Below are 22,208 nucleotides of genomic sequence, written 5' to 3'. Positions count from 1 at the left end.
GTCCCGGTGGATGCCGCCCAGCTGCGCCCGCTCTCGATCGGCGAGGTCCTCGACCTGGCCATCAAGATCTACCGCCAGCGGTTCGTACACCTCGTCAAGGCGGTGGCTGTGGTGGTCGCCCCCGTGGCGGTGGTGAGCGCCCTGGTGCAGGTCTCGACCTTCCCCGATTTCGCCGCCTTCTCGACGACCCCCGAGACGGTCCCTGAGTTCGGCATCGCCGACTTCTGGGCGTTCCTCGCCGGCATCTTGGTGGTGGCCCTGCTGGGTTTCCTGTCCTCCCAGATCGCCACCGCCGCCAGCTTCATGATCGTCAGCGGCGCCTACCTCGACCAGCGGCCCGACTGGCGGGCGTCGTTGGCCTACGCCTGGTCGCGCCTGCGCTCGCTGGCCTGGCTGGCGGTCGTCACCGGGGTGCTGTTGATGCTGGCCTTCCTCGCGCTGGTCATACCCGGCGTCTACCTTTACGGCGCCTGGGTCGTGGCCGTGCCTGTCCTCCTGCTCGAGGACCTGCGGGGCACCAAGGCGCTGAGGCGGTCCCACGAACTTGTGAAAGGACGCTGGTGGCCGACGGCCGTGGCGGTTGTCGTCTCGGTGATCCTGGCCGCCATGGTCCAGTCGGTGTTCGGCGGGGTGCTCTCGGGCGTGATCATCGCCGGCGGCGGCTCGGTGGCCGTGGCCGCCGCCCAGGCGGTGGCGACGACCGCCGGCAGCGTGCTGACGACGCCGTTCACCGCGGCCGTGATCACCGTCGTCTACTTCGACCTGCGGGTACGCAAGGAGGGGTTCGACCTCGAACTGCTGGCCCGGCGGGTCGGCGTGGAACCCCCTCCGGGCGGGTTCCCGGCCCCCTCCCCGCCTCCGGGCCCTCCCACCGTTGACGAGCCGCCTCCGTTCTGGCCGCCACCGCCGGGTTGGGGCGGGTCGGGCCGGGCGACCGGTGGGCCGTGAAATGGCGTTGAAGGCCCGGTGGTGGTGGGCCACGCTCGCCGTGCTCGCCGTCGCGGTTACCCCCATACTGGCCGGGGCCGGACCGGCGGCCGCCCAGGACGTCACTTCGGCCGAGCTGGCCGCGTTGGCCGAGCGGGCCGCGTCCGACCCCGCGGCCCTGGCCCGCCTTCGGGCCACCACCTCCGTTGACGGCCGGCCCGCCGATCTCGACCGGGCCCTGGCGGGGGCCGAGGGCGACGACCTGCGCGCTCGCCTCCGGGCCCTCGCCCGCCAGAGCACGGGCGCAGGTGCAGTCGTGGACGCCGCCGCAGCCAGCGCCGAAGCCCGCCGCACGCTGTCCCAGGACAAGTTCCAGCCGGGCACCTCGATCGCCCCCTTCCGAGGCGTGCTCCGCCGGGTCGGCGGCTGGCTGCGACCCGTCGGCGAGCCCGTGGGGCGGCTGTGGGCGCGGGTGGCCGAGAACACGGCCGCGGCCGTGGTGCTGTTCGTGGCCGTCGCGGGTGTGGCCGCACTGGCCAGCATCGGCCTGCTCCGGCGTCGGACCTCGGCCGGCGTCGAGCGGCGCGGGGCGGCCCGGGGCGGCCCCCGAGACGAGAACCCCGAGGAACTGGAGGCTCGGGCCGACGCGGCCGAACGCGCTGGTGACCTCGACCTCGCCCTGCGCCTGCGGTTCCGGGCCGGGCTGGCCCGCCTCGACCGGGCCGGCGTCGTCGAGGACCGCCCCGCCCTCACCACTGGCGAGCTGGCCCGCCTCGTCGGGTCCCCCGTGCTCGACGGCCTGACGGCCACCTTCGAGGAGGTCACCTACGGCGGTCGGCGGGCCGGGCCCGACGATCTCGGCTCCGCCCGGTCGGGATGGCCGGCGGTCGTGGCCGCCGCCACCTCACGGGCTGACCGATGAGCACAGGGCCGGAACCCGACGTCACTCCCGGGGCGGGCGGCGGGTCGGGCGGCGGGGCGGGCGGCGGGTCGGGCGGCGGGGCGGGCGCAGGCTCGGCAGGCGGCGGTCCCGGCCGCGGGTTCGGCGAGCGCTGGCGGGCCGTTCCGCCCGGTGCCCGGGTGGTGACGGTTGTCGCCGGGCTGGTACTGGCGGTCAACGTCGGGCTGGCCGGGCTGGACGCCATCACGGGGCGGGGGCCGAGCGGGCCCACCTCGTCGTCCTACGCCACCACCGGCGCCGGGCTGGCGGCCTACGCCGACCTGCTGGCCGCCTACGGCCACCCGGTGGTGCGGCTCCGGGTGCCCCTCGGCGGGGCCGACCTCGATCCGGGCTCGACACTGGTGGTGGCCGACCCGCGCGAGATGGGCCCGGCCGAAGGCCGTGCCCTGGCCCGGTTCGTGGGTGCCGGGGGCCGGCTGGTGGTGTCGGGCCCCGGCACGGCGGCCGCTCTTCGCTCGTTGGCGGGCGCCCCGGCCGCACGGCTGCAGTGGTCGCCGGCAGCCGCCGGGAGGAGCTCCGTCGTTGTCCCCGCGGGCGGCATCGAAGGCACCGGCGACGTGGTGTCCAACGGGCCGGGCACCTGGGTCTCGAGCGGGGCGTTCCTCCCCGTCGTGGCCGGCCCGGGCGGGGACCTGGCCGCCGTCCACCAGGCAAGCGGCGGCGGGACGGTGCTCGCTCTGGCCTCGACCTCGTCCCTGCAGAACCGGGTGCTGGCCGAGGCCGGCAACGCTGCCCTGGGCCTGGCCTTGGCCGGCGGCGAGGGCCGCACGGTCGTCTTCGCGGAGGAACACCACGGCTTCGGGCGGGACCAGGGCCTGGCCGCGCTACCCGGGCGGTGGCGATGGGCCCTGGGGTGGATGGCGGTGGCCGCGGCCGCCGGGCTGTGGTCCCACGGGCGGCGGCTGGGGCCGCCCGAGACCGTGACCCGCGAACTGCCGCCGCCCCGCCGGGCCTACGTGGACGCGGTGGCCGCCACGCTGGCCCGCACCCGGCGGCCGGCCGAGGCCATGCGGCCACTCCAGGAGGCTGCTCGCCGGCGGGTGGGAGCCCGAGCCGGTCTGGCCCCTGACGCACCCGAGGCCGAGGTGGTGACCGCCGCCGTCCGCCTGGGCCTCACCGAGGACGAGGCCGGCGCGCTGTCCGGCCGGCTGCGGACCGAGCCCGAGATCATGGCCGCGGCCCGCGCCCTGGCCCGCCTGGAGAGGACCGGCCGGTGAACGACGAGGGCAACCAGCCGGACCGGGGTGGCGGCGAACTGCAGGGCCTGCTGGCCGCGGTCAGGGCCGAGGTCTCCAAGGTGGTGGTGGGCCAGCACGAGGCCCTGGAGGTGATGCTGGCGGCCATGGCCGTCGAAGGCCATGTGCTGCTCGAAGGGGTCCCGGGGGTGGCCAAGACCCTGCTGGCCAACGCCGTGTCCCGTGCCCTCGGGCTGGAGTTCCGGAGGCTCCAGTTCACCCCCGACATGCTGCCGTCGGACATCACCGGCACGATGACCCTGCGGGGCGGCGAACTGGTCTTCCGGCCCGGCCCGGTGTTCACCAACGTCCTGCTGGCCGACGAGGTCAACCGCACCCCGCCCAAGACCCAGGCCGCCCTGTTGGAAGCCATGCAGGAGCGCCAGGTGAGCGTCGAGGGCAGCGCCCGGCCCCTTCCCAGCCCGTTCCTCGTCGTCGCCACCCAGAACCCCATCGAGTACGAGGGCACCTACCCGCTCCCCGAGGCTCAGCTCGACCGGTTCCTGGTCAAGGTCGACGTCGGCTACCCGGACGAGGCGTCCGAGGTGGCCATGCTGGGCCTGGCCCGCCGGGGGGTCTCCCCCGCCACCCTCGACGACGTGCGGGCGGTGGCCGGGCCCGCAGAGTTGGCGGCCGCCCGGGCCGAGGCGGGCTCGACGATCGTCAGCGAGGAGGTGGCGGCCTATGTGGCCGCCCTGGTCCGGCGCACCCGCAGCCTGCCCAGCGTCGCCCTGGGGGCCAGCCCACGGGCCGCCGTCCACCTGCTGGCCGCGTCGCAGGCCGCCGCCCGGCTGGCGGGCCGGGCGTTCGTGACGCCCGACGACGTCGTGCGTATGGCCCGCCCGGTCCTGCGCCACCGCCTCCTGCTGCGGCCCGAGGCCGAGCTCGAGCGCTACCGGCCCGACGACGCGGTGGCGTCGGCGGTGGCCTCGGTACCGGTCCCCAAGTGAGCCCCACCCGGCGGGTGGTGGTCGTATTGGTGGGTCTGGCCGTGGCCGCCCTCGTCGTGCCGCCGGGGCTGGTGGCTGTCGCCGTCGTGGCCCTGGTCAGCGCCACCGCGGTGGACGCCTCGGTGGCCCGGCGCCGACCGGCCATCGCCGTGGACGTGCCGGCCGTGCTGGCCCGGGGCGTGCCCGCGCCTTTGGCGGTGACTGCGTCCGCTCCCCCGGGGACGGCCGTCACCCTCGAGGTGCGCCAACCCCTGACTCCCGACCTGGCGGTGGCCCCGGCCCTGGGCATCGGCCGCATCGAGGGCACCGTGACGGGCCTGCGCCGCGGCCGTCACCGCCTCCCGGGCCCGGCCGCCCGGGCCACAGGCCCGCTCGGGCTGGGGCGGTGGGACCACCGCCACCCGGCAGCCACCGAGGTCGCGGTCTACCCCGACCTGCCGGCCGCCCGGAAGCTGGCCATCTCTGTGCGCCAGGGACGCTTCGCCGACCAGGGCCGGCTGACCCGCGGCCCGCTCGGGCTGGGGACCGACTTCGAGTCGGTCCGGGAATACTCCCCCGACGACGACATCCGCCAGGTCAACTGGCGGGCCACGGCTCGGCTGGCCCGGCCCATGAGCAACCAGTACCGCGTCGACCAGGACCGCGACGTGGTCTGTGTGGTCGACACCGGCAGGCTGATGGCCGCACCCCTGCCCGGGGGTGCCACCCGCCTCGACGCCGCCCTGGACGCGGTGGCGGCCGTCGCCATGGTGGCCGACGAGGTGGGCGACCGGTGCGGGACGCTGGCCTTCGGAGCCGACGTGCGGCGCCGGACCTCTCCCCGGCGGCGGGGAGGGCGGGCGGTGGTGGACGTCCTGTTCGACCTCGAGCCCGAACCCGTCGAGAGCGACTACGACCTGGCGTTCCGCCGGGTGGGCGGCGGTAAACGGGCACTGGTGATCGTGTTCACCGACCTGCTCGACGAGGGGGCCGCCCGGCCCCTGGTCGAAGCCGTCCCGGTCCTGGCCCGCCGCCACGCCGTGGTGGTGGCCAGCGCGTCCGACCCCGACCTGGCCGACATGGTGGCGGGCCCGATGAGTACGCCCCTCGACGCCTACGCGGCCTCGGTGGCCGCCGAGGTGCTCGAGGCCCGCACCCGGGTGGCGCACCAGCTGGCCCGGGCCGGCGCCCAGGTCGTGGAGGCGGCCCCGGCGCGGCTCGGGGCGGCGTGCGTATCGACCTACCTCACGCTCAAGTCCCGGGCACGTCTCTGACGCACCGGGTGCCCCGCCACCACACCAAGGCCCAGAAGGCAGCGGCCAGCGAGGTCCCCAACACCAGCGCCGGCCCCACCCCGATGCCGGCGGGCGTGACGAACCCCTCGACCAGACCGGCGAGGACGAGCCACAGAGCCGTCCCGAGCGCGAGCTCGGCCGCGGGCCGGGCCTCGGCCACCAGCGCCTGGCCTCGGGTGCGCATCCCGGGGGCGACCACCGCCATTCCCATCCGCAGGCCGGCCGCCCCGGCGGCCACGATCAGCGACAGCTCCAGCAGGCCATGGGGCACGACCAGCTGCACGAACCTGGCCCCGTCCCCGGCCTCGACCGAGAGCCCGGCCACCACCCCGAGAAGCGTCCCGTTGAACAGCAGGACGAAAGCGGTGAGCACACCGGCGGTCATGCCCCCGGCCAGGGCCAGGAACGCCACCCGGATGTTGTTGACGAATATCTGGGTCGAGAACGCGGCGCTCTCGGCGGCCGTGAACCCGAGGTCGGCGGGACCGCCGCTCGGCCCGGCCAACCCCCCCGGCACCAGGCCGGCGGCGGCTGCCGGGTCGGTGGCGACCCACGCTCCGCCCAGGGCCATCGGGGCGCAGAGGAGGGCGGCGGCCACGGCCAGGAGACCCGGCCGCTCCGCCACCCGCCGCCAGTAGCCGTCGGTGAGGAACCGGCGCAGCGGCTCGCGCCGGGCCGTCCCGGCGTAGACGAGGTGGCGGGCGCGGCCGACCAGGTCTTCGAGCCGGACGGCGGCGGGGTCGTGGGGCCAGCGCTGGCGGAACAGGGCCAGGTCGGCGGCCGCCGACCGGTAGAGAGCACCGAGGCGGCGAACACCGTCGGGACCAAGCCGCTCGGCCCGCCCCCTGGCCGCCGTCACAAGTTCGCCCAGCTCCCGCCACGCCTCTTGGCGCTGGGCGAGCAACCGCTCCACGACCCCACGCTACCGGCGCCGCCGGGCCCGTGGGCCGCAGCCCCCGAGCCAGCTAGGTTCCTGGGACGGTGTCGTACGAGGACAGCTACTCGATCGCCACCCCCGAAGGGCTGGAGGTCCAGCTGAGCTTGGCGGGCGTGGGCTCGCGGTTCATAGCGGCCGTGATCGACCAGGCGGTCAAGTGGTCGGTGGTCGGGGCCATGGGCGCCGGTCTCGCCTTGGTGGCAACGGACGGGGGGGACGGGGGTGACGGGGGTGAGTTGGCGTTCGCCGGGTTCCTGATCGTGCTGTTCGTCGTCCAGTTCGGCTATGACGTGGCCTTCGAGGTACTGGCCTCGGGTCGCACCCCGGGCAAGCGCTGGACGGGCCTGCGGGTGGTACGGACCGACGGGAGCCCTGTCGGGTTGCTGACGTCCGCGGTGCGCAACCTGCTGCGCCTCGTCGACTTCCTGCCGTTCGCCTACGCCGTCGGGACGGTGGCTGTGCTGGCCAGCTCCCGCAACCAGCGCCTGGGGGACCTTGCCGCGGGGACCGTCGTGGTCAGAGAGCGGCGGGGCGGCCGGCGGCCGCCACCCACGCCGCCGCCGTCGCCGCCGCGGTCGGGGTCGGACGGGCCGCAGCCGGACCTGTGGCGGTGGGACGTCTCGGCGATCACGGCCGAGGAAGTGGCAACCGTACGTCGCTTCCTGGAAAGGCGCGGGGGCCTCACCGCCGAGGCCCGGTCCCGCCTGGCCGTCGAGCTGGCGGGGCGGTTGCGGCCCAAGGTCGTCGGCCCGGCCGACGGCCTGGACGCCGAGGGGTTCCTCGAGGCCCTCGAATCGGCCAAGCGCCATCGGGCGTGACCCCCGAGGCGGCGCCGGAGAACGGGCCCGAGCAGCCGGCGCATGGTTACCGTACGCTCGCGTACGTGCGGAAAGCGGGTTCACCCCGGGTTTCCTCCGGGGGCCAGTGCGAGCTTCGCCTGGGTGACTTGAGGGCTGGGGCGGGCGTGATGTTGGCGGCTGCGGCCGCCCGTCCCCTCCTGCCGGGCGTGCCCGGGTTCCCCTGCCCTCTCCGTTCGCTGACCGGTGCCCCCTGCCCTCTGTGCGGGATGACCACGAGCGTGACGGCGGCCGTCGACTTCCGGTGGGCCGACTCGCTGGTCGCGGCCCCCGCCGGGCTCGTGGTGACCGCCCTGGCGGTCGCCGTCCTGCTCACCGGGCGGCCCCGGGTGGTGAGGTCCCCCACGTGGGCCGTGGTGGCCGTGCTCGGCCTGATGTGGACCTACCAGTTGTGGCGTTCCCCGTTCATCTGACCGACAAGGAGAACGAATGTCTCAGTACGACGCACCCCCTCCCACCGCCAGCGGGCCCAGCGGGCCACGGGCCAGCTTCGGCATACGGTTCGTAGCCGTCCTCATCGACGGGGTGATCCTCGGCCTCGTGGGCGCCATCCTCCAGGGGATACTCGGCCAGAACGCGGGCGGCGCCCTCAGCCTGCTGGCGGGCCTGGCGTACTGGGGTTACCTCGAAGGCAGCCCTTCGGGCCAGACCGTGGGCAAGAAGGTGATGAACATCAGGGTCATCGACTTCACCACCGGCGCGCCTCTGGGAGTCGGTAAGGCCCTGCTCCGCTACGTCGGCCGCATCATCTCCACGATCCCGTGCCTGCTCGGGTACTTCTGGTCCCTGTGGGACAGTGAGAACCAGACCTGGCACGACAAGATCGCAGGCACAGTCGTGGTCCCCACGTCGGCCTACCCGGTCGCCGCCTGGCCTGGCTGACCGCCGAGAAGAAATCTGCGAAAGCCGGTTTGGGCCGCGGGGCGCGGGGTAGGAACCGCTCGCACCACTCTGCGGTGCAAACCCCCTCCCGAGAAGGGGTCCCCCTAGCGGGACCCCTTCTCGCCCCCTTTCGCGTCTGGCCGGCCACGACGCGAGCCCCCATTTCCTGACGAAGACCAAGGTGGGGGCCGCGGCTACAGTCACAGCGTGGGCCGTCGCAAGATCTTTGCCATCGTGGCCATCGTTTGCGGCCTGGGTGCGGTGCTGGGCGCGGCCTCGTTGCTGACCACGGAAACCACCACCACCATCCACCAGAACGTGCTGGTCGAGGGTGAGACCCGCATCCATGCCATCAACTCGCCGACGATGGTGCGTAACCCCCGGGACGGGTCCAACCTGGTCGTGACCTACCGGGTCGACCGGCCCTACTACTCGGCCCTGCTCCACTACAGCGAGGACAACGGCCGCACGTGGGCACCCACAGAGCTGCCCTTGCCCAACGGCACCAGCCTGTGCTCGGCCACGACGGCCGGCAGGCCGTGCCCGTTCGGGCCCGACGCCGCCTTCGCCAGCGACGGCACTCTGTATGTGATCTACGTCAACCTCGTCGGCAACGGCAACGGCCCCGAGAACCTGTGGATCGCGTCCTCGACCGACGGTGGGCGCACGCTCTCACCGCCTACCCGCATCGCCGGCGGCGTGGGTGAGATCTTCCAGGCCCGCATGGCCGTCGCCCCCGACGGCACCATCCACATCACGTGGCTCCAGGGAGGCGAGACGGGCAACCTGAGCCTGCTCGGCAAGAACCCCATCGTCACCGTCCGCTCCGAGGACGGCGGCCACACGTGGACCCAGCCGGTGGTGATCAGCGACTCCAGCCGCGACCGGGTCGCCTCGGCCAGCCCGGCGGTCGACCGCGACGGCAACGTCACCGTGCTCTACCAGGACTACAAGGGCGACCGCCGCGATTTCGAGAACCTCGAGGGCCCGGTGTTCGAGGACCCGTGGGCGCTGGTGGTCACCCGCTCGGGCGACGGCGGCCAGACGTGGACACCGGGCGTCGAGTTCGAATCGGGGCTGATCCCGACCAGGCGGTTCCTGGTCTACCTGCCCGAGTCCCCGGGCCTGGCCGTCGGGCCCCGGGGCGAGATCTACGCCACGTGGATGGACGGGCGCAACGGCGACGAGGACGTGTTCATCAAGAAGTCGCCCGACGGCGGCCGTACGTGGTCGGCACCCATCAGGGTCAACGACAACCCCCTGCGGGACGGCACCGACCAGTACCTGCCCCGGGTGGCCGTCAACGAGGACGGCCGGGTCGACGTGGTCTTCTACGACCGCCGGCGCGATACCCGCAACATCCTGACCGACGTCTTCCTGGGCACCTCGACCGACGGCGGGGAGACGTTCACCAACCGGCGGCTGACCTCCGAGGCCTTCGACTCGGGCATCGGTCCCTCGGTCAGCCTGCTCCACGGGGTCGACTTCGGCACCAAGCTGGGGATCGACAGCTCGGGCAACACCGTCGTGGCGGCCTGGACCGACACCCGCCAGGGCAGCAAGGCCGACGACCGCCAGGACATCGGCACAGTCCGGGTCACCCTGGCCGACGAGACCCCGTTCCTGGGCTCGTGGCCGGTGATCCTGGGGTTGTTCGTGATCGGGGCCGCGGCCCTGGCCACCGCCCTGCGCCAGGGGGCCCGGCCCGAGCCGGCCAGCGAACCGAAGGAGACGGCAAAGACATGAGAGTGGCCTTCGTGGGCAAGGGCGGGGCCGGCAAGTCGGCCATCGCCGGGACGTTCTGCCGGTTCCTGGCCCGCCGGGGAGAGCCCGTGCTGGCCGTCGACTCGGACCCCCTGCCGGGCCTGGCCCTGTCGTTGGGCCTCGACATCGACGACGACGTGCGCATCCCCGACGAAGCCGTGCGGGAGCGGGCCGAAGGCGAGCGGGGCCCACGGTTCCGCCTCGTCGACGACCTCGACGTCGTCGAGTCCATCGGCCGGTGGTCGGTCGAGGCCCCCGACGGGGTGCGGTTCCTGCAGTTCGGCAAGGTCAAGGGCCAGGCCGAGAGCGGCCAGCGCCTATGGAAGTCGCAGATGGCCTTCCGCCAGATCACCAACCGGCTGCCCGACGACCACTGGCACGTTGTCGGCGACCTGCCGGGTGGCACCCGCCAGCCCTTCACGGGGTGGGGGACGTTCGCCAGGACGGTACTGATCGTGGTCGAGCCGGGGTCGGCGGGCATCCTGTCGGCCAAGCGGCTGGCCCGCATGATCGACCTGGAGAACGTCTCGCAGGTCTACGCCATCGTCAACAAGGTCCGCAGCCCCGACGACGCCGACATGGTCGCCGAGCGAACCGGCATCGAGGTCGTGGGCGCCATCCCCTGGGACGAGGCCTTCGCCGACGCCGAGCGCGCTCGGCGGGCGCCCATCGACGAAGCACCCGGTTCGGAGGCGGTCCGGGAGGTAGAATCAGTGGTCGACCGGGTGGTCGCCCGAGAAACGGTAGGTGCCTGATGAGGTTGCGCGCATGAAGCTGGCAGTGGTCGGCAAGGGCGGTTCGGGCAAGACGACGACTTCGTCGGTCATCGCCCGCACGCTGGCCCGCGGCGGTCAAGCGGTGGTCGCTCTCGACTGCGACTCCAACCCCAACCTGGGTATCTCGCTGGGGGTGGGCGACGAGGAGACCGAGCGGCTGATCTCCATGCGCCAGGCCCTCGACGAAGGCCAGGAGGAGCACGCACCCACCTGGGACACCCTCATCGGCCGCTACGGGTCCGACGGGCCTGACGGGGTGAGGCTGGCCGTGGTGTCCCGCATCGACAACCCCGAACCCGGCTGACTCTGATGTGGGCTTTCTCCCGAGCAGTTGCTCGGGTCCGCTGAGTTCGATCCCAACGACACGGTCATCGCCGACTTCGAGGCGGGCGTGGGCACGCTCACCCGCTTGGAGGAGCAGAAGGTCGACACCGTGATCGTCGTCGTCGAGGCCACCCCCAAGTCGATCGAAGTGGGCCTCCGGGCCGTGGAGCTGTCCAAGGAGAAGCTGCTCCAGCGGGTCGTGGTCGTGGCCAACCGCATCCGCCACGAGGCCGACGTGGAGACCATCAGGGCCGCTTTCCCGGGCATCGAGGTCATCGCCGTGCCTGACGACCCCAAGATCCGCGAGGCCGACCGCTACGGGGTGGCCCCCATCGACCACGCACCCGACGCCCCCGCCGTCCGCGCACTGGTCGGGCTGGCGGAGCAGCTCCTGCCCAAGGCCGTCTGAGCGTGAGCGACGGGCCGGCCCGCGACGAGGCGGTAGCCACCGACGCGGCTCCCGGTGGGGCGGGGCCGGCGGAAGCCGCTTCGTCCTCGCCACCTGCCGACCCCCGCCGTTGGCTGCCCATCGTCGGCTTTGGCGTGGCCTTGTGGGCCACCCTTCCCCAGTACAGCGGCCCTTACCTCAACACTGAGCCGTCCAAGGAGATCGCCGACCACATCATCCCCGGCATCCTCGTGGCCGTGGTGTCGCTGGTGACCCTGATGGCCCGCAAGCGCCCGGGGGGGCCGGGCGCCATCCCCTTCTTCTCGGGTATGGCCGTCTTGCTGGCCGGTTTCTGGATGGTGGCCACCCACGTCCCGCTCATCTCCGAGGCCTTCCGCGACCTCGCCCCCTGGCCGCCGACGATCTACCACTCGTCGGCCGCCTTCGCCGTCTTCGGCTTCGGCCTGATGTGGACGGTGGCCCACTGGCCCGACCTAGCCGCCATCGAGGCCGCCCAGGCCGCGGCCAAGGACCAGGGCAAGGCCGACCAGGAAGCCGGGACCTAACCCCCGCTCACCGGACCGGTGTGCAGAACGCGCCGGTCCCGGCGCGGTTCGTACACCGGTTGCGGGGGTTAGGGCCCGTCAGCGGGGGCGGTGGGCCACGGCCCGGGCGCCGATGGCGGCGCCCGCCACCAGCACGGCCAGGCCGGGGATAGCCAGTCCCCATGATCGGCCCCCGGCGATGCGGGGGGTGGCCGTGACGACGGCTAGGTCGTGGACTTCGGCGGCCGCCGTCGTGGGCCGGTTGGTGTCGGCCCAGAAGGCCAGGAACGAGCCGTCGCGTGAGAGCACGGCCAGTTGGTTGCCGAGCTGGGTGACGGCCTGCTGGCCGCCCTGGCCGATGCGGGAGTCGAACGGTCGCTCCGAGGCCGTCCGGGTGACGAACGTGGCCCCGTTGTCCCACGACGAACCCACCACCGGGTAAGCGAGGACGTCGTCGGGGTCGCGGCTGCGGTCGTAGAACACGATGTCGACCCGGCCGTCGGGGGCTACGTCGAGGGCGGGGAGGAACTGGGCACCCGGTCCGGGCGCGACTTCGACGGGGCTGGACCACGACCGGCCGCCGTCGTCCGAGCGGGACAAGAAGACGCCCCGACTGTCGCCCACCCCCCCTTCCCAGGCCGCGTAGACGGCGCCGCCGTCCGGGTCGGTCGCGAAGCTCGGGCCCGGGGCGAGGTCGATGACGACCCGCTGGGGCACCTCGACCCCGTCGGCCACCACCGCCGGGCTGGCCCCGAAGGTGGCTCCGCCGTCGCCCGACGTCCAGGCCAGCACCCGCCAAGTGGCCGGCGGCGGCGGCCCGCCCTGGCCCTCGTGGCTGCCCGCGTAGTTGTCGTCGTCGTCGTTGTAGTCGAGGGCACCCACCACCAGGCGCCCCTCTCGGTCGTAGAGGACCGACGGGTGGGCAGGCCGGGCCGGGGCCTGGCTGACCTGGACGGGGGCCGACCAAGTGGCCCCGCCGTCCTCGGAGCGCACGACCATCAGGGGATGGGCGCCGGGTTCGAAGCCCAGGGGGCGGTCGGCGTTCTCGGGTGGCGCCTGCACATACGCCACCGCTACCCGCCGGCCGTCGACGGCCATGTGGGCGTGGAAGGCCTCTCCCCCGGCCACCCGCACCGCCGGCCCACTGGCAGCCTCGCCCTCGAAGGGCTGGAGCCAGACCCCGAGGGGCTGGTTGAAGCGCCCGCCGGTGGCCGTGTACAGGACGAGCAGTCGCCCATTGGCGTCGAAGGCCACGTCCGGCCAGAAGCAGTTGGGGGCCTCGGGGGCCAGGGGCAGGGCCAGTGGGCGCCAGGTGACCCCGGCGGTCGTCGAGATGTGCAGCGAGCACGAGAAACGAGGGCTGTCGATGCGGTCGGCCAGCACGACGACCGACGGCCGGGTCGGGTCGGCGGCCACCGCCGGGGAGTTGTGGTTGTCGATGCCCGGCCGGTCGGCGTTCACGAACCCGGCCCCCGACAGCCCGACACCCGCGGGCTCGGGGCGCAGCCCGGCCAGGGCCAGCAAGGCCCCGGCCAATACGAGGGCGGCGACCGCGAGCTTGGTCAGACGGTTAGCCACACGCTGTTCCACCGCTGGTCACCGCCGAGGGCCGCAGGCTCGAAGCCCCGCACCCGAGGAGATGCGAGCCACACCGTACGGACCGATGCCAGGGGGACGGCCGTGAAGCGCTCGGCTACGACCACGTTGATCAGGTCGGCGGCCGCCCGCCGGGCAGTGTCGACCGACGGCGAGACGTAGGTGCGGTCGTAGAGGTCGTCGGCCTTGGCCCCGCCCCCCACCGACCCGGCGAACGACAGTGTGCCCCCGGGCCGGATGCTGAAGAACCGGCACAGCGAGCACGGGTTGGCGTCGTCCTGGGCCTGGGTGGCCATGAATATGTCGAAGGTCGAGTTGTTGACCCTGACGAAGGGGGACTCGGGCGCCGGGTCCACGACCTCCACGCCTATCCCGATCTCAGCCAGCTGGCGCTTGACCTCGGCAGCCGCCTTCGCCTGCTCGGCCGGGCGGGCCAGCATCAGCGTGAGCGACAAGGGCTGGCCTAACTTGACCCTCATCCCTTCGGGGCCCGCCACCCAGCCAGCCTGGTCGAGCGCCCGGCGGGCCTCATCGAGGTTCTGGTTGGGTGGACGCACCCGGCTGGCCGAGTCCGCCAGCACGAGCTCGGGGATGAGCGTGTGGCTGTCATCCCCTTCGTCGGGCCAGCCCGCCTTCTGCACGGCGTCCCGGTCGATGGCCAGGGCGATGGCCCGGCGGACGTTGTCCTCCTTGAGGGTGGCGAAGCCCTCGACGCCACCCGCGTTGAGCAGCAGGTAATGGGCCCGGAAGGGCTGGGAGCTGACCACCCTGTCGGTCCGCCCGGAGACTCTGGGGAGGGCGTCGTAGGGTACGTGGCCCACCAGCTCGACCTGGCGAGTGGCCAACAGGCGGCCGGCGTCCTCCTCGGGGCCGAAGCGGAAGGTGAGGCTGGTGAGCTGAGGCTTCTCGCCCCAGTAATCCTCGTTGGCCCGCACCACCAGACGGTCGCCCGGGTTGTAGCTCTCGAACCGGAACGGGCCCGTACCGGTCGGGATGAGTGACGGGTCGTCGCCTCCGCCTGCCCGGGTCCCGGGGGCGACGATCCCCATGTTGGGGTTGGCCAGCTGTTCGGCCAGCCGGGAGTTGCCCGCCGACAACCGGATCTCGACGGTGTCGGGGGCCGTGGCCCGGGCCGCCCCGGGCTCGAGGCCGCGGGGCCGGTTCTGGCGGCTGGCCACGGTCTCCAGGCTGGACACCACCGCCTGGGCGTCGAGGGGCGTGCCGTTGTGGAAGGTGACGCCCTCGCGGATCGTGAACCGCCAGGTCTCGGGATCGGGCGACTCCCAGCGGGTGGCCAGCCCGGGCTGGAGGCCGAACTGGCCCGTCAGGCGGGTGAGCGTCTCGAAGATCCCTGGGTTGGGCCCGTTGGTGGAGAGCCCGAGGTTGAGGTTCGGGGGGTTGCCGCCCAGGAACGGGTCCTGGCCCACGGCCACCCGCAGGTCCTGGCTCTCCGCCCTCCCCGCTTCGGGAAGGGCACCGTCATCGGTGAGCCCCTCCCCGCCGCCACAGGCCGTAAGTACAAATGCCACCGCTACGACTGCGGCGACCGATCGGGAATGACGGATCAAGCTAGGCCTCCAACGCGACGACGCCGGGCACCCTAGTGGGTGCCCGGCGTCAGCCGCAGTTCTAGCTAGGAAGCTTACTTGCGCACTGCCGCAGCCGCGGGGGCCCGGCGGGCCTGGCGGACGAAGGCGATGAAGCCAGCGCCGAACAGGGCCAGACCAAGGGCACCGAGGCCGACGGTCAGGGCGATGATGCCCGAGGAGCTGCTCTCAGAGCCAAGAGCGCCTGCGGTGGTGGCGGCCGGGGTGACGACCGACTGACCGTTGGGGCCGAGGATCTGGTAGCTGGCGCGAGCCGGGGTGCCGTAGACGTCGGCGCCCTGGGCGTTGTGCTGGGTGGCCACGATGACGTAGTAGCCGGGCTGGCCGTCGGGCACGGTGAACGTGGCCGAGATGTTGCCGGCACGGTCGGGCTGGACCTGGGCGAGCGTCGCGCCGTCGACACCGTTCCACTTCAGGACGACCGGGAACGAGTTGGCAACGTTCTGGCTGTTCACGTTGAACGACGAGCCGGTGACGGTGACCGTGTCGCCGGCCTTGCCCGCGGAGCTGGACAGGTTGAGGGTCGCCAGGTTGGTGCAGGCGAAGGCCGAAGCACCAGCGATGACGGTGGCCGCAGCGGCCGAGCCGAAGACGACGGACACTTTCTTGCGGAGGTTCATTTCTTAGGGCCCACCTTTGCTCTCGGACCGGGCCGCACTTGGGCCTCGGTTTGCTGCCTTGCAGTGAACAGTCTCTCACCTCGCCCCAGAACCCGCAATAGGCATCTTCTGGCTCTACCTAACTAGCATCTAGATGTTCTTTGTATCTACCGTTTTCGCATCGTTTTTGACCAGGCCTTTCGTCGGGACCAGCCCGGCAACGGGCAGCTCGGGCACCTGACCAGCCGGCTCGAAGCCCATGACCTGGCCGTAGAACGACAGTTCGGCCTCGAAGGCGGCGGCGATCGTCTCCGCTCTGCGGAACCCGTGCTGCTCTCCTGCGAAGACCCGGTAGGCGTGGGGTACGCCGTTGGCCCCGAGGGCCTCGACCAACGCCTCGGCCTGAGCGAGAGGCACCACGGGGTCGTCGGCCCCCTGCAGGACCAGGACCGGGGTGCGGATGCGGTCGGCCCGCCATCGCGGCGAGCGGCGCCGGTAGAGGTCGCGGTTCTCGGGGTAGGGGCCGACCAGGCGGTGGAGATAGTGGACCTCGAACTTGTGGGTGGTGGCCGCCAGGGACTCGAGGTCGGCCACCCCGTAGAGGCTCGTGCCCGCCGCCCAGAGGCCGGCACCCTCGCCGGCCTCGCCCGAGGCTGCGTCGGCCACCAGCGCCCCCAGGGCGGTGAACCCGCCGGCGCTGCTCCCCCGGATGGCGACCCGCCGCCCATCGACCTCGCCGGCGTCGACGAGGCTACGAGCCGCGGCCCGGCAGTCGGCCACGTCGACCACGCCCCACTGGCCGTCGAGGCGGCGCCGGTACTCCCGGCCGTAGCCGCTGCTCCCGCTGTAGTTGACGTCGACCACGGCCAGGCCCCGGCTCGTCCAGAACTGGACCTCGGCGCTCAGGCCGGGTGAGGCGGCCGCCGTGGGCCCACCGTGGCAGCGCACCACCAGGGGTGGGAGCTCACCGGGCGGTCCCTCCCAGCCTGCAAGGCGAGGCCGGTAGAAGTAGGCGTATACCGGCCGGCTGTCGGAGGAGCGGAACTCGAATGGCCGGGCCTCGGACACGGCCTCCTCGGCCAGCTCGGCCGGGCGGGAACGGCGCAGCGTCCGCCACGGCCCTGTGTCTTCGGGCGGACCGGCGACCAGCGCAGGGCCCTGGCGGGGCCCGGCGGCCACGGCCACCACTTCCCGGCCCGCCCCCTGGACCGAGGACACGTCGTTGAAGGCCACGTCCAGGCCCGCCACCTTGCCCTCGGCCACCATCCCGAGGCGCCAGGCCCCCCGCTCGTGCCAGGTGGCCACCAGACGGCCGTCCTCGAGGAAGGCGTAGCTCGACTGGCCGAAGACCCAGTCGGGCCGGGCGAAGTCGGCCTCCATCGGGGCCAGGGCCAGGGGCGCGTCGGGGGCCTGGGGCCGGTGGCGGTAGAGGTTCCACCATCCCGAGCGGTCCGAGACGTAGTGGAGGCCGCCGTCGGGGGACCACCGGGGCTGGGAAACCGACTGGCCGGGGCCGCCGGCCACCGCCCGGCCAGCCAGCTCCGTCAAGGCGTCGCCCGGGAACGGGGCGGTCCACAGCGTCGTGCTGTCCCACGGCATGTCGGGGCTGTCCCAGGTCAACCACGCCAGGAGGCGCCCGTCAGGGCTGAAGCGGGGGGCGGCATAGAAGTCGTGCCCGGAGGCGAGCACGACCGGCGCCGGGGGCGGCCCGGGGGTGGCCCGCCCCGGCGCCACGGCCCCATCGACGTCCACGGCCACATCGACCTCCACGGCCACATCCACGGCCACCAGGTCGTTGACCACGCCCCCGGGCAGGTGCCTCTCGCGCACGCACGCCAGCCAACCGCCGGCTGCCGGGTGCACGTCCGGGTCGGCATATCGGGCCCCGTCGTCGGGGGTGAGGCGCACAGGGTCGGCCGGGGGCCGACCGGGGGCGGTCCTCACCATCCACAGGCCCTGGTCGGCGTCGTTGACGAAGTAGAGGTCGTCACCGCGGACGCAGTAGGCACCTCCGCCGTACTCGTGCACCTTCGAACGGGCCGAGAAGCCGGGAGGCAGCATGTCCCGGCCGTCGCGCACCACGACTTGGCGCCCCCCTTCGGTGGGACGGCCCTCCACCCACCAGACCTGGGGCGGCCCTCCCGCCTGCTCGCTGGTCCGCACCTGGCCGAGGGACACTGCTCCCTGGGCCACGACCGACGCACTGATAGGCGAGGGCCAGGTCCCGAAGGGGGCGACCGTCAAACCCGGGCCCGGGACGGCCGTCGACGGTCAGGACCGGACGTTGGTCTTGACCCAGTCGGCGATGGCAAAGGTGGCGTCGCCGTCGCGGGTGGTGCCGTGGCGGGACGGGTTGTGGAAGCGGCCCTCGGCGCCCGGGGGGAGGGCCAGGGTGTTGCTGCCCGCGGGGGCGACCACCGTGTCGTGGTTGGCCAGGGCCCGTCCTAGGGCCTCGACATCGCTGGCCAGGATGCTGCCGTCGGCCCCGCCCCGAACGAGCAGGGTCGGGGCCCTCACCCGCGACGCCTCGGCCAGCGGGTCGAAGGCGAACAGGCCCGACAGGTAGTGGATGCTCCCCTGGAAGATCAGGCGGATCTCCTCGTGGAGGCCCTGGAGATCGGGAGCCGCTCCTGTGCGCACCAGCTCGTCGGCCGCCGAGCGGGCCTGGGCGGCTACCTCCTGGGCCTTCACCGGGTCGGCGATGGCCCGTTCGAAGTCGTGGGCCACCACCTCGGCGAACGAGCGGGCGGGCGTCGAGAGCAGCACCACGCCCTTGACCCGGGGGTCGGTGGCCGCCAGGCGCATGGCGATGAACCCACCCTGGTCGTAGCCGAGCACCGTGATGGGCTGGCCCTCGGTCTCGCGGCGCTCGCTCAGGAAGTCGAGACCGGCTTTGGCGTCGGCCAGCAGGTCGTCCCAGCGCAGCGGGGTGTTCTCGGGCAGGGCCATGGATGGCGAGCCCCGCCGGTCGTAGCGCAGGCTGACGATGCCGTTCTGGGCGAACGTCTCGGCCAGGTCCGCATAGAGCGGGTCGGGCAGCTGGGTGCCGATCTGGATCCCGCCGTTGCGGTCCTGCGCCCCCCCGCCCGGGATGATGAGCACGGCCGGTGCCCGGCCGTTGCCCAGGCCCCCGGGCACCGAGAGGGTCGCTCCTACGTTGAGGCCGCCGGCCCCGGGGAAGTCGGCCTTGCGATCGACGAACCCCCCGCTGCCGGCACTCGAGTCGTGGTCACCGCCCTCGACGGCGGGGGCGTCGGCCACGACCGTCGATCCGCTGCCACCCCCTCGGCTGAGGACGGCCACACCGCCGGCCACCATGAGCAGCGCCCCGGCGGCGGCCACGGGCACGGCCCAGCGCCGCTTCTTGGCCCCGGCGTCGCGGGCCTTGCTCTCGCGGGCCGCCCGGGTGGCGTTGGGGGCGGTGGCCGCCGCCCCGCCCGTGCACGACCGGCACTTGACACCCACGGCCGTGTGCACGATGCAGTCGACGCACAAGGCGGACGAGCAGATCCCGCACGTCGCCACCCGCTCGCGCTTCTTGTGGTTGCGGCACACGGCCGCAGGCGCCGACAACATCGGTCCGACCTCCTTGGTGGGCGACGAGCCGGGGACCGGCCCCCCGGGCCCGCCCCGTCGCCCGCGAATGCTGCCCACAGTCTACGGGCCGGCGGCCGGCCCCGCCGGGTTGACCCCTGGGTACGAGGCGCGCGCCGAGGGGCCGGCCTGGCGGCCGGCCCCTCATTACGAACTGGCGGGCCCCGAAGGGCGCGGCCCTACTTGACGCCCGCCTTCTCGGTGGGGGACATACGGGTGGGAGCCGGCCCCGATTGCCTTCTCGACACCATCGTCACCAGGCCCAGCACGAGCCCGACCCCGAGCAGGCCGGCCAGGCCGGCCAGCAGGATCTTGGTGGTGCGAGAAGCGCCCCCGGCGATGGTGTCGAACTGCACGGCGGACACGAACACGTCCTGGACGCCGCCTCCGACTCCGATGGTGTTGGTCGGGTCGTCGACCCGTACCTGACCCTCCTCGCCGGTGGAGAACCGGGTGTCGTCCCAGGCGATCAGAGCCACCTCGTTGGTCGACGCCAGCCCCGGGGGCGAGTTCTGGTCGAAGTTGTTGGCCCACACCCCGTAGCGGCGGTCGATGGTCTGGTCGGTGATGCGGTAGTTGCGCGACCACGTCACACCGTCGTCCTCGGAGTAGGCGTAGTACACGTCCATGCCCCGCACGCCGGGGTCGTCACGCAGGTCCCACCAGGCCACGTCGACCCGGCCGTTGGGGGCGACGGTGATGTTCGGGATGTACTTGCCCCGCAGGTCGGCTGGGTTGTCGTCGGCTATCCGCGATGGCTGGCTCCACGTCTGACCCCCGTCGGTCGAGCGGATGTAGGCCAGGTCGGCGTACTGGTTCATCTCCGGCCGCCCCATGGCCGCCTCCCACACCACGTGGAGGGTGCCCTGAGAGCCGCCGCCCGGGCTCCAGGCGATGCGGGTGTTCTGGCGGTTCTCGTAGCTGAACGGCACCGCCTGCACGGCCGCCCACGTCTGGCCCCCGTCGGTCGACTTCGACACGAAGATGCCTCGGGGCTGGCCGGGGGTGACGTTGTTGAACGTCTGGCTGGGGAACGCCAGGTAGAGGTTGCCGGCGTTGTCCCTGGTCAGGCCGTGGCCGTTGGTGGACGACCCGAAGTTCTCCACCCGGTCGGGGGTGGCCGCGAAGGAACCGGCGACCGTGGTGGGCGGGGTGAACCCGGGCACCGTGGTCGTCGCCTGGAGCTGGCGGTTGCGGGTGTCGGCCGAGGCGAACGCCCCACCCATGGCCGAGTAGGTCTGGAAGGTGCGGGCCCCGTCGGTGGACACCGCGATGTAGGGCTCCACCGGGGGCGCGCTGCCCGACGGCTGGTTCTGGAACTGCTGGCGGTAGGACACGTAGACGGTGTCCTCGCTGCCGGAAGTGTCCACGACAATGCCGGTGATCGGGCGCAGGCTCACCTGCTGGGGGTCGGCAGTCGGGCGGGCGTCGTGGGCCACGACCGTCTCCCACGAGTCGCCGAGGTCGTCGGAACGGGCGACCACGACGCTGGCCTTGGTGCGGGTGTCGGGAGTGTCCCAACCCACCATGGCCATGTAGACCCTGTTGTCTCGGCCCCAGGCGATGTTGGAGTGGAAGATATTGGAGTTGTTGGCCACGCAGAACGGGTAGGACGCGGGCGACGGGTCGGCGTCGGGGCGGGTCCAGGTGCGGCCGCCGTCGGTCGAGCGGGCCAGGCTGCACTTCTTGCTGCGGAACTCATGCATGCCCGCCAGCATCAGGTTCGGGTCGCTCGGGCTAACGAGCAGCGAGGGTGCGGCCCACGTTCGCTGCGGATCGAGGTCGTCCTTGGTCAGGTTGACCGGCGCTGTGAAGCGGATCGGCTCTGCCGCCTGGGCCAACCCCGTCCCCGCGAGCACCACTGCCGCCGCGACCACAGCGCGGCGTAACCAGGGCTTTCGCATTTTCAAGTCCCCCTTCGTTGTGTCATGCATCGAGCGGCTCGACCCTGCACATCGGTGCGACCCAGCCACCCATCGACCGCATCATATTCAGCCATTGCCTCTGGCTCTAGGGGTTCTTTGCGCGCGGACCGCGCGATCTTCGGTCAAAGCGCCCGTCGAGACATCGCTTTCATCGCGAAACCGAGCAGCCCCCCCGCCAAAGCGAGGGGGCTGCTCGGGTTCAACTACTGGTTCGCTGCGGGGCCGAAGCCCCAACCGCCTTGGTCAGCTACGGACCTTGGCAGCCGCAGGGGCCGAGCCCCGGCGACCGGCGAACAGGGAGGCCATGCCGGCGACGAACATGCCGACACCGGCCACACCGAGGCCGATCAGGGCCAGGGTGGCGCCGCTGATGTCGTTGTCAGCCGTGACCAAGCCGGCCGGGCGAGCAGTGTCGACCGGAGCCAGGCCGCCACCGAGGACCGGGGTTGCCCCGCCCTCGGGCGTGACCGTCAGGAGGGCACGAACGGGCAGCTGGGTGAGCTTGCCGTCAGCGCCGGACTGGCTGAAGACGACCACGTAGTTGCCGGCCGTAGCCGTCGCCGGGACCGTGAACGTGCCGGTGATGGTGTTGCCGGCGCCCCGCTCGACCGTGGTCAGGACCGGGCCGTCGAGGGCGTTCCACCGCACGGTGGCGGCCTCGGGCCGGGAGAAGTTGGTCCCGTTGAAGGTGACCTCCTGCCCGGGCTTGGCGTTGACAGTCGACAAGTTGATGGCCGGGCCCGAGACACAAGCCCAGGCGGTCGCGCCAGCGACCAGCACTGCGCCGGCGGCGCCGAGGCTCCCCATCGCCCACCTTCGCATTCTCATGTACAAGCCTCCTTGCAAGTGCTCCGCTACCTGCAGAGCCACTGGTCGCGGGGACGGTCAAGCCCGGCGCCCTCGCGATGCCCCCATTGGCACGACGAAAGGGTTGACCGGGCCCCGCCCCGTTGACAACGGATTCTACGACTCCGCTCGGTAATGCTCAATAGGTGTTCTCTGCACGTAGTCAAACCGCTAACGGGCGACGCTCGGAGGGCAAAATGGCCGATCACCGCAGCTCAAAA

The 22,208-nt window shown here is 72.8% G+C and carries 21 protein-coding genes; 13 read left to right on the top strand and 8 right to left on the bottom strand.

All coding sequences use genetic code 11. The features are described from left to right. Positions 1-6 precede the first annotated feature (6 nt). Genes AB1673_03690 through AB1673_03670 form a run of 5 tightly spaced genes read left to right on the top strand, consistent with a single transcriptional unit; the run spans position 7 to position 5,326 of the window. On the top strand, positions 7-948 hold the full coding sequence (locus AB1673_03690; GenBank protein ID MEW6153081.1) for a hypothetical protein: 942 nt from the start codon (positions 7-9) through the stop codon (positions 946-948). Position 949: 1 nt separating this feature from the next. Continuing rightward, positions 950-1,849 (top strand): DUF4129 domain-containing protein, encoded by a 900-nt coding sequence (locus tag AB1673_03685; GenBank protein MEW6153080.1) that lies wholly within the window; start codon positions 950-952, stop codon positions 1,847-1,849. After that, positions 1,846-3,105 (top strand): DUF4350 domain-containing protein, encoded by a 1,260-nt coding sequence (locus AB1673_03680; GenBank protein ID MEW6153079.1) that lies wholly within the window; start codon positions 1,846-1,848, stop codon positions 3,103-3,105. The genes AB1673_03685 and AB1673_03680 overlap by 4 nt, the downstream gene beginning before the upstream one ends. Further along, positions 3,102-4,073: a MoxR family ATPase gene (locus AB1673_03675; protein ID MEW6153078.1), complete on the top strand. Its 972-nt coding sequence runs from the start codon at positions 3,102-3,104 to the stop codon at positions 4,071-4,073. Before AB1673_03680 ends, AB1673_03675 begins: the two co-directional genes overlap by 4 nt. Continuing rightward, the gene (locus tag AB1673_03670; protein ID MEW6153077.1) at positions 4,070-5,326 is read left to right on the top strand and encodes a DUF58 domain-containing protein; all 1,257 of its coding nucleotides are present in this window, start codon (positions 4,070-4,072) and stop codon (positions 5,324-5,326) included. Before AB1673_03675 ends, AB1673_03670 begins: the two co-directional genes overlap by 4 nt. Here AB1673_03670 and AB1673_03665 read toward each other — a convergent pair. Further along, positions 5,304-6,260: a stage II sporulation protein M gene (locus AB1673_03665; protein ID MEW6153076.1), complete on the bottom strand. Its 957-nt coding sequence runs from the start codon at positions 6,258-6,260 to the stop codon at positions 5,304-5,306. The genes AB1673_03670 and AB1673_03665 overlap by 23 nt on opposite strands. 68 nt (positions 6,261-6,328) lie before the next feature. Between AB1673_03665 and AB1673_03660 the strand changes: the two genes are divergently transcribed. The 8 genes from AB1673_03660 (at position 6,329) to AB1673_03625 (ending at position 11,841) form a co-directional block, all read left to right on the top strand. Then, complete coding sequence (locus tag AB1673_03660; protein MEW6153075.1) at positions 6,329-7,102, top strand: RDD family protein; 774 nt, start codon at positions 6,329-6,331, stop codon at positions 7,100-7,102. Between the two features lie 65 nt (positions 7,103-7,167). Continuing rightward, positions 7,168-7,554, top strand: coding sequence for a DUF2752 domain-containing protein (locus AB1673_03655; protein ID MEW6153074.1), 387 nt, complete (start codon positions 7,168-7,170; stop codon positions 7,552-7,554). A gap of 16 nt (positions 7,555-7,570) precedes the next feature. After that, entirely contained in the window at positions 7,571-8,023 is a 453-nt protein-coding gene (locus tag AB1673_03650; GenBank protein MEW6153073.1) for an RDD family protein, read from the top strand. A 207-nt stretch (positions 8,024-8,230) separates the two neighbouring features. Continuing rightward, entirely contained in the window at positions 8,231-9,769 is a 1,539-nt protein-coding gene (locus AB1673_03645) for an exo-alpha-sialidase (GenBank protein ID MEW6153072.1), read from the top strand. Next, positions 9,766-10,542 carry a hypothetical protein gene (locus AB1673_03640; GenBank protein ID MEW6153071.1) on the top strand — a complete coding sequence of 259 codons (777 nt, stop codon included), beginning with the start codon at positions 9,766-9,768 and terminating at the stop codon, positions 10,540-10,542. Before AB1673_03645 ends, AB1673_03640 begins: the two co-directional genes overlap by 4 nt. Continuing rightward, a complete protein-coding gene (locus tag AB1673_03635; GenBank protein MEW6153070.1) occupies positions 10,535-10,867 on the top strand; it encodes an AAA family ATPase in 333 nt (110 codons plus the stop codon). The genes AB1673_03640 and AB1673_03635 overlap by 8 nt, the downstream gene beginning before the upstream one ends. Positions 10,868-10,894: 27 nt before the next feature. After that, positions 10,895-11,296, top strand: a complete 402-nt coding sequence (locus AB1673_03630) for a hypothetical protein (protein ID MEW6153069.1) — start codon at positions 10,895-10,897, stop codon at positions 11,294-11,296. A gap of 2 nt (positions 11,297-11,298) precedes the next feature. After that, the gene (locus AB1673_03625) at positions 11,299-11,841 is read left to right on the top strand and encodes a hypothetical protein (protein MEW6153068.1); all 543 of its coding nucleotides are present in this window, start codon (positions 11,299-11,301) and stop codon (positions 11,839-11,841) included. A 78-nt stretch (positions 11,842-11,919) separates the two neighbouring features. Here the strand turns inward: AB1673_03625 and AB1673_03620 are convergent, their stop codons facing one another. The 7 genes from AB1673_03620 to AB1673_03590 all read right to left on the bottom strand — a co-directional run bounded on the left by AB1673_03620 (position 11,920) and on the right by AB1673_03590 (position 21,948). After that, complete coding sequence (locus AB1673_03620) at positions 11,920-13,398, bottom strand: sialidase family protein (GenBank protein ID MEW6153067.1); 1,479 nt, start codon at positions 13,396-13,398, stop codon at positions 11,920-11,922. Then, a complete protein-coding gene (locus tag AB1673_03615) occupies positions 13,383-14,945 on the bottom strand; it encodes an ABC transporter substrate-binding protein (protein ID MEW6153066.1) in 1,563 nt (520 codons plus the stop codon). The genes AB1673_03620 and AB1673_03615 overlap by 16 nt, the downstream gene beginning before the upstream one ends. Before the next feature lie 113 nt (positions 14,946-15,058). Continuing rightward, complete coding sequence (locus tag AB1673_03610) at positions 15,059-15,643, bottom strand: hypothetical protein (GenBank protein ID MEW6153065.1); 585 nt, start codon at positions 15,641-15,643, stop codon at positions 15,059-15,061. Between the two features lie 129 nt (positions 15,644-15,772). Beyond that, positions 15,773-17,866 (bottom strand): prolyl oligopeptidase family serine peptidase, encoded by a 2,094-nt coding sequence (locus tag AB1673_03605; GenBank protein ID MEW6153064.1) that lies wholly within the window; start codon positions 17,864-17,866, stop codon positions 15,773-15,775. A 27-nt stretch (positions 17,867-17,893) separates the two neighbouring features. Next, positions 17,894-19,198: an alpha/beta fold hydrolase gene (locus AB1673_03600; GenBank protein ID MEW6153063.1), complete on the bottom strand. Its 1,305-nt coding sequence runs from the start codon at positions 19,196-19,198 to the stop codon at positions 17,894-17,896. Positions 19,199-19,395: 197 nt separating this feature from the next. Further along, positions 19,396-21,093 carry a sialidase family protein gene (locus AB1673_03595; GenBank protein ID MEW6153062.1) on the bottom strand — a complete coding sequence of 566 codons (1,698 nt, stop codon included), beginning with the start codon at positions 21,091-21,093 and terminating at the stop codon, positions 19,396-19,398. A 291-nt stretch (positions 21,094-21,384) separates the two neighbouring features. Beyond that, positions 21,385-21,948 (bottom strand): hypothetical protein, encoded by a 564-nt coding sequence (locus AB1673_03590; GenBank protein ID MEW6153061.1) that lies wholly within the window; start codon positions 21,946-21,948, stop codon positions 21,385-21,387. Positions 21,949-22,208: the final 260 nt, after the last annotated feature.

The sequence above is a fragment of the Actinomycetota bacterium genome, assembly GCA_040754375.1.
GTDB lineage: Bacteria > Actinomycetota > Acidimicrobiia > Acidimicrobiales > AC-14 > JBFMCT01.
Note: the sequence above shows the minus strand (reverse complement) of the source record. Positions and strands in the feature narration are given on the sequence as shown.

What these genes read in the sequence shown, in the direction of transcription:
- AB1673_03685 (MEW6153080.1), top strand. Translation starts at nt 950, where the DNA reads ATGGCGTTGAAGGCCCGGTGGTGGTGGGCCACGCTCGCCGTGCTCGCC.
- AB1673_03680 (MEW6153079.1), top strand. Translation starts at nt 1,846, where the DNA reads ATGAGCACAGGGCCGGAACCCGACGTCACTCCCGGGGCGGGCGGCGGG.
- AB1673_03650 (MEW6153073.1), top strand. Translation starts at nt 7,571, where the DNA reads ATGTCTCAGTACGACGCACCCCCTCCCACCGCCAGCGGGCCCAGCGGG.
- AB1673_03640 (MEW6153071.1), top strand. Translation starts at nt 9,766, where the DNA reads ATGAGAGTGGCCTTCGTGGGCAAGGGCGGGGCCGGCAAGTCGGCCATC.
- AB1673_03610 (MEW6153065.1), bottom strand. Translation starts at nt 15,643, where the DNA reads ATGAACCTCCGCAAGAAAGTGTCCGTCGTCTTCGGCTCGGCCGCTGCG.
- AB1673_03600 (MEW6153063.1), bottom strand. Translation starts at nt 19,198, where the DNA reads ATGTTGTCGGCGCCTGCGGCCGTGTGCCGCAACCACAAGAAGCGCGAG.
- AB1673_03590 (MEW6153061.1), bottom strand. Translation starts at nt 21,948, where the DNA reads ATGGGGAGCCTCGGCGCCGCCGGCGCAGTGCTGGTCGCTGGCGCGACC.